This is a genomic window from Streptomyces sp. NPDC001717 (genome assembly GCF_042892775.1).
In the GTDB taxonomy this organism is placed as follows: Bacteria; Actinomycetota; Actinomycetes; order Streptomycetales; family Streptomycetaceae; genus Streptomyces.
Genome location: NZ_JBIAUK010000025.1, coordinates 1 through 12,691, shown reverse-complemented (window position 1 = coordinate 12,691; position 12,691 = coordinate 1). Strand labels below are relative to the sequence as shown.

Annotated in this window: 1 protein-coding gene; it reads left to right on the top strand. The window is 75.5% G+C overall.

Features of this window, described 5'->3' with window-relative positions; translation table 11 throughout:
* Positions 1 to 39: 39 nt before the first annotated feature.
* On the top strand, positions 40 to 12,691 hold a 12,652-nt coding region (locus ACFYZL_RS30005; protein WP_388683252.1), incomplete at its 3' end, for an SDR family NAD(P)-dependent oxidoreductase.

Below are 12,691 nucleotides of genomic sequence, written 5' to 3'. Positions count from 1 at the left end.
TGGCGCATTCGTCCTCGACGAGGGAGTACGTGACAGACCATGGCCAAGCCCCGCTCCGCACCGATCGCAGTCGTCGGCCTCGCCTGCCGCCTTCCGGGGGCCGACGACCCCACCGCCTTCTGGCGGCTGCTCAGCCGGGGCGAGGACGCGGTCGGGGAGCCTCCGGCGGGCCGCTGGTCCGCGTCGGCTCCCGCGAGGGGGGCCTTCCTCGACGAGGTGGACCGCTTCGACGCCGACTTCTTCGGGATCTCCCCGCGCGAGGCTGCCGCGATGGACCCGCAGCAGCGGCTGATGCTCGAACTCGGCTGGGAGGCCCTGGAGGAGGCCGGGATCGTGCCCGGCTCGCTGGCCGGGAGCCGGACGGCGGTGTACGCGAGCGCCATCTGGGACGACTACGCGGCGCTGCACCACCGTCGCGGCGAGGCGGCGGCCGGGCGGCATTCGGTGACCGGACTCAGCCGGGGCATCATCGCCAACCGCCTCTCGTACGTGCTCGGGCTGACCGGTCCGAGCCTGACGGTCGACGCCGCGCAGTCCTCGTCCCTGGTCGCGGTCCACCTGGCCTGCGAGGCCCTGCGCCACGGCGACGCCGATCTGGCCGTGGTCGGCGGGGTGAACCTGATCCTGTCGCCCGGGAGCAGCGCGGACAGCGCCCGGTTCGGTGCCCTGTCCCCCGACGGCCGGTGCTTCACCTTCGACTCCCGTGCGAACGGCTACGTCCGGGGCGAGGGGGGTGTCGCCGTCGTACTGAAGCCCCTCGACCGGGCGGTCGCCGACGGGGACCGGGTGCACTGCGTGATCCTCGGCAGCGCCGTCAACAACGACGGGGCCTCCGCGGGCCTGACGGTCCCGGACCGCGCCGCGCAGGAGGCCGTGCTGCGGGCCGCGCACGCCCGCGCCGGCACGGACGCGGGTTCGGTCCAGTACGTCGAACTGCACGGCACCGGAACACCCGTGGGCGATCCGGTCGAGGCCGCGGCCCTGGGTGCCGCTCTGGGCGCCGGCCGCCCGGCGGACGCCCCGCTGCTGGTCGGCTCGGCCAAGACGAACGTGGGGCATCTGGAGGGCGCGGCCGGGCTGGTGGGGCTGTTGAAGACGGCCCTGTCGGTGTCGCGGCGCCGCATCCCGGCGAGCCTGAACTTCCGTGAGCCGAACCCCGACATCCCCCTGGAGGAGCTGGGGCTCCGGGTCCAGACGCGGGAGAGCGCGTGGCCGGCACCCGACCGCCGACTGATCGCCGGGGTGAGCTCGTTCGGCATGGGCGGAACCAACTGCCATGTGGTGGTGGGCGAGGCGGCCCCCGTGCCGGCTGCCCCCCGGTCGACTTCCTCCGTACCGGCCGTCACCTTCGGCGGCGGTGACGCGGGCGGCGCTCGTGGCGGGCCCGTGGCGTGGCTGCTGTCCGGGCGCGACGCCGGGGCGCTGGCCGGTCAGGCCGCCCGGCTGCACCGGCACCAGGCGGATTCCGCGCACGACGCGGTGGACACCGCCTTCTCCCTGGCCGCGACCCGGACCCTCTTCGACCGGCGGGCGGTCGTGGTGGCCGGGGACCGGGCCGGGCTGCTCGCCGGGACCGCCGCGCTGGCGGCGGGCGAGGAGCATCCGGCGGTGGTCCGCGGAACCGCCTCGGGCACCGCCCGCACGGCGTTCCTGTTCACCGGGCAGGGCAGCCAGCGGGCCGGGATGGGACGCGAACTGTACGACACCTACCCGGCGTTCGCCGAAGCCTTCGACACGGTCTGCGCGGCCCTCGACCCCCACCTCGACCGCCCCCTGAAGGACATCGTCTTCGACGAGGACGACACCCTCCTGGGCCTCACCCAATACACCCAGCCCGCCCTTTTCGCCCTCGAAACCGCCCTCCACCGGCTGCTGGAGAACTGGGGCGTCACCCCGGACCGGGTCGGCGGCCATTCCGTCGGCGAGCTGACGGCCGCGCACGTGGCGGGGGTGCTCTCCCTGGCCGACGCGGCCCTGCTGATCGCGGTGCGCGGGCGCCTGATGGGGAGCCTGCCGGGGGGCGGCGCGATGGCCGCGGTGGAGGCGCCGGAGGAGGAGGTACTGCCCCTGCTCGGCGGCCGGGTGTCGCTCGCCGCCGTCAACGGGCCCGAATCCGTGGTGGTTTCGGGTGACGCCGACGAAGTGGACCGGGTGTCGGCCCACTTCGCCGCGCTGGGCCGGCGCACCCGAAGGCTCACCGTCAGCCACGCCTTCCACTCCCCGCACATGGACCCGATCCTCGACGAGTTCCGCGCCGTCGCCGCCTCGCTCACCTTCCACGCCCCCCGCATCCCGGTGGTCTCCAACGTGACGGGCGCCTTCGCCACCGCCGAGGAGCTGGCCTCGCCCGACTACTGGACCCGTCACATCCGGGAGGCCGTCCGCTTCCACGACGGCGTCCGGACCCTCGACGGCGCCGGCACGACCGTCTATCTCGAACTCGGCCCGGACGCGGTGCTCACCGCGATGGCCCGTCGGACCCTCCAGGGGCCGGGCGGCGGCGGGCGGGCTCTGCTCGCCGGGCTGCGCCGCGGACGTCCGGAGGCCCCGGCCCTGCTCACCGCCGTCGCGGGAGCCCATGTGCACGGCACCGCCGTGGACTGGACGGGCTTGTTCGCCGCCCGGGGCGGGCGGGCCGTACCGCTGCCGACGTACGCGTTCCACCGCGAACGGCACTGGCTGGACGCCGCGGCCCCTTCGGCGGACTCCCCGGCGGATCCCCTCGGGGCTGCGGCGGTGGCCGCTGCCGCCGTGCCGGCGGTTGCGGCCGCCCCCGCCGCTCCAGACGCCTCCGCCGCTCCGGCCGCTCCCGCCGCAGACCCGGCGCACCCCGACCTGACAGAACTCGTACGCACCCAGATCGCCCTCGTGCTGGGCCATGCCACGGCCGCGGCCGTGGACACCGCGCGCAGCTTCAAGGACCTGGGGTTCGACTCGCTGTCCGGGGTCGAGCTCCGCGACCGGCTCCAGTCAGCCACCGGGCACGCGCTGCCCTCCGCGCTGATCTACCACCACCCCACCCCCGAGGCCGTGGTCCGCGTACTGGAGGAGCGGTACACCGGTGCGCCCCCCTCGGGCGACGCGGCCACCGCCGCCTCCACCACCCGGACCCCGGTGGCCGACACCGACACCGACCCGGTCGTGATCGTGGGGATGGCCTGCCGCTACCCGGGCGGTGTGGCCTCTCCCGACGACCTGTGGCAGCTCGTCGCCTCCGGCACCGACGCCATCGGCCCCTTCCCGGCCGACCGCGGCTGGGACCTGGACGGGCTGTACGACCCCGACCCCGACCGCCCGGGGACCACGTATGCCCGCGAAGGCGGGTTCCTCGCGGGCGCGGGTGACTTCGACGCCGAGTTCTTCGGGATCAGCCCCCGCGAGGCCGCCGCGATGGACCCCCAGCAGCGGCTGCTGCTGGAAACCGGGTGGGAGGCCTTCGAGCGGGCCGGTATCTCCCCGGACGGCCTGCGCGGATCCCGGGCCGGGGTGTTCGTCGGCGCGACGGCCATGGACTACGGGCCGCGCCTGCACGAGGCGGCCGACGGCTACGACGGGTACCTGCTCACCGGCAGCACGGCGAGCGTCGCCTCGGGCCGGCTCGCCTACACCTTCGGCCTGGAGGGGCCGGCGGTGACCGTGGACACCGCGTGCTCGTCCTCCCTGGTCGCCCTGCACCTGGCGGTCCAGGCACTGCGCCGGGGTGAGTGCGATCTGGCCCTTGCGGGCGGGGTCACCGTCATGCCCACACCCGGCATGTTCCTGGAGTTCAGCCGGCAGCGCGGGCTGGCTCCCGACGGCCGCTGCAAGCCGTTCGCCGCGGCCGCGGACGGCACGGCGTGGGCCGAGGGGGTCGGGCTGCTGGTGGTGGAGCGACTCTCGGACGCCCGGCGCAACGGGCACCGAGTCCTGGCCGTCGTACGGGGCTCCGCCGTCAACCAGGACGGTGCCAGCAACGGCCTGACCGCCCCGAACGGTCCGGCGCAGGAGCGGGTGATCCGCCAGGCCCTGGCCTCTGCCGGACTCACCGCACGGGACGTCGACGCCATGGAGGCGCACGGGACGGGCACCCGGCTCGGCGACCCGATCGAAGCGGACGCACTCCTCGCCACGTACGGGCAGGACCGGCCGGAGGACCGGCCGCTGCTGCTCGGATCGCTGAAGTCGAACATCGGGCACGCGCAGGCGGCGGCCGGCGTCGGCGGCATCATCAAGATGGTCGAGGCCATGCGCCACGGGCTGCTGCCCCGCACCCTGCACGTGGACCAACCCTCCCCACACGTCGACTGGTCGGCCGGCGCGGTCGAACTGCTCACGGAGGCCCGGGAGTGGGTCGCGTACGGGCGGCCGCGACGGGCGGCCGTGTCCTCCTTCGGTATCAGCGGCACCAACGCCCACGTCATCCTGGAGCAGGGCCCGGAGCCGGAGCCGGTCGCGGCGGACGCCGCACCCGCGGCGGCCGACCCGGTGCTGCTGCCGCTTTCCGCGCGTTCGGCCGACGCGCTGACGGCGCAGGCCGAGCGGCTGCACGCGTATCTGGCCGGCCATGAGGACGCGGACATCGCCGGGGTGGCCAGTGCCTTGGCCTCGGGTCGGGCCGTGCTCGCCCATCGTGCGGTGCTCGTCGCGGACGACCGGGAGAGCGCCCTGACGGCGCTCGCCGCACTGGCGGCGGGCGAGGAGCATCCGGCCGTGGTCCTCGGAACCACCTCCGGCACCGCCCGCACCGCCTTCCTGTTCACCGGACAGGGCAGCCAACGAGCCGGCATGGGACGCGAACTGTACGCCACCTACCCGGTGTTCGCCGAAGCCTTCGACACCGCCTGCGCCGCCCTCGACCCCCACCTCGACCACCCCCTCAAGGACATCGTCTTCGACGAGGACGACACCCTCCTGGGCCTCACCCAATACACCCAGCCCGCCCTCTTCGCCCTCGAAACCGCCCTCCACCGGCTCCTGGAAAGCCACGGCATCACCCCCGACCACCTCATCGGACACTCCATCGGCGAATTCACCGCCGCCCACGCCGCCGGCGTCCTCACCCTCGAAGACGCCGCCCTCCTCGTCGCCACCCGAGGCCGCCTCATGGGCAACCTGCCCGCCGGCGGCGCCATGACCGCCATCGAAGCGACCGAAGACGAAGTGCTGCCGCTGCTGGGCGAGCGGGTGGCGCTCGCCGCCGTCAACGGCCCGGAGTCCGTCGTCGTTTCGGGCGACGAGGACGAAGTCGACCGCGTGGCCGCCCACTTCACCGCTGCGGGCCGCCGGACCCGACGGCTCACCGTCAGCCACGCCTTCCACTCCCCGCACATGGACCCGATCCTCGACGAGTTCCGCGCCGTCGCCGCCGGACTCACCTTCCACCCACCCCGCATCCCGATCATCTCCACCCTCACCGGCACCCTCGCCACCCCCGAACAACTCACCTCACCCGACTACTGGACCCGCCACATCCGCGAAACCGTCCGCTACCACCACGCACTCGAAACCCTCCACGAGACCGGCGTGGCGGCCGTCCTCGTCGAGGTGGGCCCCGACGCCGCCCTCAGTGCGTCCACCCCGAGCGCCCTACCCCTCCTGCGCCGCAACCGGGACGAGCGTCTCACCCTGCTGACCGCCCTCGCCGCCGCGCACGCGCACGGCTCGGTCCTCGACTGGTCCGCCTTCCAGCCCGGCCGCCCCACCCACGCGGACGGCCTGCCCACGTATCCCTTCCGGCACCGGCGCCACTGGCTCAACGCGCCCGCCCATCCCGGCCGGCCGACGACCGGTCACGCCCTCCTCTTCTCCCGCATCGAACTCGCCGAGGACGGCGGCCTCGTCCTGCCCGGACATCTGTCGCCCGGCGCCCACCCGTGGCTGGAGGACCACCGGATCGCGGGCCGCGTGCTCGTGCCGGGCACCCTCTTCCTCGACCTGGCGCTGACCGCCGGGGAACAGTCCGGCACCCCGCGCGTCGAGGAACTGACCCTGGAGGCGCCCCTCGTCCTGGCCGGGGACCGCCCCGTACGGCTCCAGCTGTCGGTCGGCGCTGCCGACGCGAGCGGGGCGCGCCCGCTGTCCGTGCACGCCCGGGCCTCCTCGGACGACGCCGGCACGGACACGGACACGGGGTGGACCCGGCACGCCACCGGTCTGCTGGCACCGGCCCGTACCGCTCCGGCCGGCGGGCCCGCGGGTGCCTGGCCGCCGTCCGGCGCCGAGCCGGTGGACGCGGACGCCCTGTACGAGGACCTCGACGCCCTCGGGTACGCGTACGGCCCCGCCTTCAAGGGCGTACGGGCAGCCTGGCGGCGGGGCGAGGAACTCTACGCCGAGCTGGCACTGCCGGGGCTGGAGGCGGAGGGCTTCTGCGTTCATCCCGCGCTGCTGGACGCCGCGTTGCACCTGCCGGTGGCTCGCGCCGCCGAGGACGGCGCGGACGGTCTGCCGCTGCCCTTCTCCTGGTCGGGCGTGCAGGTGCACGCGACCGGTGCGTCCGTCCTGCGGGTGCGCTGGGCGGCCGACGGCAGCCTGACGGCGGTGGACCCCGAGGGGCGCCCCGTGGTCACGGCGGACGCGCTGGCGCTGCTGCCCGTCGACGTGGCCCGGCTCGGTTCGGCGGCCGAGCGGCCACGTGATCTGCACCGGGTCGTGTGGGAGACCGTCGCGCCCGCGGCGGGCTCCGCGGGGACCGTGGCGTTCGTCGGCTCGCTCGGCGACGTGGACCGGGAGGACCAGGAGGTCCCGCCCGTGGTCGCGGTGCGGGTTCCGGCGGGCCGCGGGGCGGCCGGGCACGTCCTCGAGCAGGTGCGGTCGTGGCTGGCCGACGACCGGTTCGCCGCGTCCCGGCTGCTCTTCCTCACCCGGGACGCGGTCGCGGCGGCCGCCGGGGACGAGGTGGCCGATCCGTGGGCGGCCGCGGCGTGGGGGCTGGTGCGGTCGGCGCAGACGGAGCACCCGGGCCGTTTCGCCCTGGCCGATGTCGACTCCGGCTTCTCGGCGGAGGACGGCGCGGCGCCGGCCGCGCTCGCTGCCGCCTCCCTGGCCGAGCCCCAGCTGGCCGTCCGGGCGGGCGTCCTGAGCTCGCCCCGGCTCGTACGGGTGGCGGAGGCGGGCGCCGACTCCCCGGCCCTGGCCGGGCTCGCCGGGCTCGCCGACCGTACGGTGCTGGTCACCGGCGGGACGGGCTCCCTCGGCCGGCTGCTCGTACGGCATCTCGCACGACGGCACGGCGTGCGTCACCTGCTGCTGCTCAGCCGGTCCGGGGCCGCGGCCGCCGGGGCCGTCGAGTTGGCGGCGGAGCTGGAGGCGCTGGGTGCGCGGGCCGACTTCGCGGCCGTGGACGCCGCCGACCGCGGCGCGCTGGCCCGGGTCCTGGACTCCGTACCGGCGGAGCGTCCGCTGGGAGCGGTGTTCCACCTGGCGGGCGTGCTGGACGACGGCACGGTCGACGGTCTGGACGGCGAGCGGCTGGACGCGGTGCTGCGGCCCAAGGCCGACGCGGCGGTCCACCTGCACGAGCTGACCCGGGACCTGGACCTGGCCGCCTTCGTGCTGTTCTCCTCGGTCAGCGCGCTGGCCGGTACGGCCGGGCAGGCCAACTACGCGGCCGCCAACGCCGTCCTGGACGCCCTCGCCGATCACCGGCGGGCCCTGGGCCTGCCCGGTGTCTCGCTCGCCTGGGGCCTGTGGGACACCGGGGACGGGATGGCGGGCGGTCTCGGGGCGGCGGAACGGGCCCGCTGGGCACGGTCCGGCTTCGCCCCCCTGACCGGCGACGAGGGGCTGGCGCTGCTCGACGCCGCGACGGCGGGCGGTGCCGCCGGCGCCCTGGCGCCCGTACGGGTGGACGCCCCGGCCCTGCGGGAGCGCTCGGCAGCGGGCCCGCTGCCGGCCCCGCTGCGGCACCTGGTGCGCACCCCGCTGCGCCGCGCGGCGGCCGGTGCGGCGGGCGGCTCCCGGCCGGCCGCGGACGGGTCCTGGGCCGGGCGGACGGGGGCGCTGCCGGAACCGGAGCGGACCCGTGAGGTGGCCGAACTCGTCCGGACGACGGTGGCGACCGTACTGGGGCACGCCACCTCGACCTCGATCGACGCCGGCCGGGCCTTCCGCGACCTGGGATTCGATTCGCTGACGGGGGTGGAACTGCGCAACCGGCTCGGCTCGCTCACCGGGCTGCGGATCCCCGCCACGGCCGTGTTCGACCATCCGTCCCCTGAGGCGCTCACCGCCTACGTGGTGAGCCTGCTGCCGGGTGCCCGGGAGGGCGGCCCCGCTGACCGGGGCACGGCCGGGGCTGCTGCGGTCCCGCTCACCGAGGATCCGGTGGTGATCGTGGGGATGGCCTGCCGCTACCCGGGCGGTGTGGCTTCTCCCGACGACCTGTGGCGGCTCGTCGCCTCCGGCACCGACGCCATCGGCCCCTTCCCGCCCGACCGCGGCTGGGACCTGGACGGGCTGTACGACCCCGACCCGGATCACCTGGGGACCTCATACACCCGTGAGGGCGGGTTCCTCTACGGGGCGGCCGAGTTCGACGCCGAGTTCTTCGGGATCAGCCCGCGCGAGGCGGTGGCCGTCGATCCGCAGCAGCGGCTGCTGCTGGAAACCGCGTGGGAGGTCTTCGAGCGGGCGGGCATCGACGCGGGGTCGGTGCGCGGCAGCCGGACCGGTGTGTTCGCGGGCGTCATGTACAACGACTACAGCGCGCGGCTGGCCAGGACACCGCAGGAGCTGGAGGGTTACGTCCTCACCGGCAACACCGCGAGCGTGGTCTCCGGGCGCCTCGCCTACACCTTCGGTCTGGAGGGGCCGGCGGTGACCGTGGACACCGCGTGCTCGTCCTCCCTGGTGGCCCTGCACCTGGCGGCGCAGGCGCTGCGCTCGGGCGAGTGCGATCTGGCCCTTGCGGGCGGGGTCACCGTGATGGCGCGGCCGGACACCTTCGTGGAGTTCAGCCGGCAGCGCGGGCTGTCCGCCGACGGCCGCTGCAAGTCCTTCGCGGCGGCCGCGGACGGGACCGGCTGGTCGGAGGGGGTCGGGCTGCTGCTGGTGGAGCGGCTGTCGGACGCCCGGCGCAACGGGCACCAGGTCCTGGCCGTCGTACGCGGTTCGGCGGTGAACCAGGACGGCGCCAGCAACGGCCTGACCGCCCCGAACGGGCCGGCGCAGGAGCGGGTCATCCGCCAGGCCCTGGCCTCTGCCGGACTCACCGCGCGGGACGTCGACGCGGTCGAGGCGCACGGCACGGGCACCCGGCTCGGCGACCCGATCGAGGCACAGGCGCTGCTGGCGACGTACGGGCAGGACCGGCCGGAGGACCGGCCGCTGCTGCTCGGATCGCTGAAGTCGAACATCGGGCACGCGCAGGCGGCGGCCGGCGTCGGCGGCATCATCAAGATGGTCGAGGCCATGCGCCACGGGCTGCTGCCCCGCACCCTGCACGTGGACCAACCCTCCCCACACGTCGACTGGTCGGCCGGCGCGGTCGAACTCCTCGCCGAGTCGGTGCCGTGGCCCGATGGCGACGGGCCGCGGCGGGCTGCCGTGTCCTCCTTCGGCATCAGCGGCACCAACGCGCACGTGATCCTGGAGGAGGCCGCCGAGGTTCCGGCCGCCGGCGCCGAAGACTCCGGCCCCGCCGGGGGTCCGGTGCTGCTGCCGCTGTCCGCCCACTCCCCGGAGGCGCTCCGGGCCCAGGCCGGGCAGGTCGCGGCCCACCTCGGCGCCCGCGCGGAATCCTCCTCGCTGTACGCCACGGCGCGCGTACTGGCCTCGGGTCGGGCCGTGCTCGCCCATCGTGCGGTGCTCGTCGCGGACGACCGGGAGAGCGCCCTGACGGCGCTCGCCGCACTGGCGGCGGGCCAGGAACACCCGGCCGTCGTGCACGCGACCGCCTCCGGCACCGCCCGCACCGCCTTCCTGTTCACCGGACAGGGCAGCCAACGAGCCGGCATGGGACGCGAACTGTACGACGCCTACCCGGCGTTCGCCGAAGCCTTCGACACCGCCTGCGCCGCCCTCGACCCCCACCTCGACCACCCCCTCAAGGACATCGTCTTCGACGAGGACGACACCCGCCTGGGCCTCACCCAATACACCCAGCCCGCCCTCTTCGCCCTCGAAACCGCCCTCCACCGGCTCCTGGAAAGCCACGGCATCACCCCCGACCACCTCATCGGACACTCCATCGGCGAATTCACCGCCGCCCACGCCGCCGGCGTCCTCACCCTCGAAGACGCCGCCCTCCTCGTCACCACCCGAGGCCGCCTCATGGGCAACCTCCCCACCGGCGGCGCCATGACCGCCATCGAAGCCACCGAAGACGAAGTGCTCCCCCATCTGACCGGGGGCGCGGGACTGGCCGCCGTCAACGGCCCCCGGGCCGTAGTCGTCTCCGGGGATGAAGACGAAGTCGACCGCGTGGCCGCCCACTTCACCGCTGCGGGCCGCCGGACCCGACGGCTCACCGTCAGCCACGCCTTCCACTCCCCGCACATGGACCCGATCCTCGACGAGTTCCGCGCCGTCGCCGCCGGACTCACCTTCCACCCACCCCGCATCCCGATCATCTCCACCCTCACCGGCACCCTCGCCACCCCCGAACAACTCACCTCACCCGACTACTGGACCCGCCACATCCGCGAAACCGTCCGCTACCACCACGCACTCGAAACCCTCCGGGGCCAGGGCCCGGCCTTCGCCATCGAGGTCGGCCCGGATGCCTCGCTGACTTCGCTGACTCCCGATGCGTCCCCGCTCCTGCGCCGGGGCCGGAGCGAGCGGGCCGTCTTCCTGCGCGCCCTCGCCACCGCCCACACCCGGGGCGTGGCCGTCGACCGGGCCGCGATCGGCGGGCCCGGGTCGGCCGGGGCCCGTGACCTGCCCACCTACCCCTTCCAGCGGGAGCGCTTCTGGATGGAGGCCGCGCCCGAGTCCGAGGGAGGCGCCGCACTGCTCGGGCCCGCCGTGGAACTGGCCGACGGGCGGGGCCTGCTGTTCTCCGGCACCCTGCGTCCGGAGCTGCTGCCGTGGCTCGCGGACCACGCGGTCGGCGGGGTGCCCCTCGTACCGGGCAGCGTCTTCACCGAGCTGGCGCTGCGGGCGGGCGAGCTCGCCCAGAGCCCGGTGGTGGACGACCTCACGCTGGAGGCGCCGCTGCTCCTGCCCACCACGGGACCCGTCACCCTCCAGCTGACGGTGGACGCCCCGGGCGCCGGGGGCGGCCGCCCCTTCACCGTCCACGCCCGGACCTCCGAGGACGCCCCGTGGGTCCGCCACGCCTCCGGGACCCTCGTCCCCGAAGCGCCGTTCCCGGCCGCCGCGCCCGGCGCCGACCGGCCGCCCGCCGGGGCCGCCGTGATCGACGTGGAGCGGGTGTACGGGCGCCTGGCGGAGCTGGGCTACGGCTACGGGCCGGCCTTCCGCAACCTGACGGGCGCCTGGCGCGACGGCGAGAACCTGTTCGCCGAGGTGCGGCTGCCCGCCGAACTCGCCGCCTCCGGTGACGCGTTCGCCCTGCACCCGGCCCTCCTCGACGCGGCGCTGCACCTGCTTCCGGTCCGGGAGGAGGACGCGACCGAGGTCGTCCTGCCGTTCGCGTGGACGGGTCTGCGCCTCCATGCGACCGGTGCGACGGCGCTCCGGGTCCGGCTGACCCCGGCCGGTCCGGGCTCGGTGTCCGTGGTGTGCACGGACGAGGCGGGCGCACCGGTGGCGACCGCCGAGGCGCTGGTGCTGCGGCCGCTGCCCGAAGGCCTGCCGGCCGCGCCCTCCGCCCCGTCGCTCCCGCTGTACGCGGTGGCGTGGACGGCGGTGGCCCCGGCCTTCACCGCCGAGCGCGACTCCGACTCCTCGGCCGTGGCGGCGTACGTCGACACGCACGACGGCCCCCGGGCCGCGGCCCGGCACGCGCTGGGCCTCGTACAGGACTGGCTGGCGGTGGAGCAGCCGGCGGGTGCGCGGCTCGCGCTGGTCACGGAAGGCGCCGTCGCGGCCCGTCCGGGCGAGGGCCTGCCCGCTCTGCCGTCGGCGGCCGTCTGGGGGCTGGTGCGCACGGCGCAGAGCGAGCACCCGGACCGGTTCGTCCTCGTGGACACCGACGGCAGCGAGGCGTCCGCCGCCTCGCTCGACCGGGCGCTCAGCTCGGGCGAGCCCCAACTCGCCCTCCGTGAGGGGGAGATCCTGGTGCCGCGCCTGGCGGCCGTACCGGCCGGGGACTCCACGGCGCGTCCGCTGCGGACGGACGGGACGGTGCTGCTCACCGGCGCCACCGGCGCGCTCGGCACGCTCATCGCCGAACACCTGGTCACCGCACACGGCATCACCCGCCTCCACCTGACCAGCCGGCGCGGACCCGACGCCCCCGGAGCCAGGGAACTCACCGAACACCTCACCACCCTCGGCGCCCACATCACCCTGACCGCCTGCGACACCGCCGACCCCGACGCACTCACCGCCCTCCTCACCGCGATCCCCGCCGAACACCCCCTCACCGCCGTCGTCCACGCCGCCGGCGTGGTGGACGACGGGATCCTGGAGGAGCTGACGGCGGACCGGCTGGATGCCGTGCTCCGCCCGAAGGCCGACAGCGCGTGGCTGCTGCACGAGCTGACCCGGGACCTGGACCTGGACGCCTTCGTCCTCTTCTCCTCGATCACGGGGGTGACGGGTACGGCCGGGCAGGCCAACTACGCTGCCGCCAACGCCTACC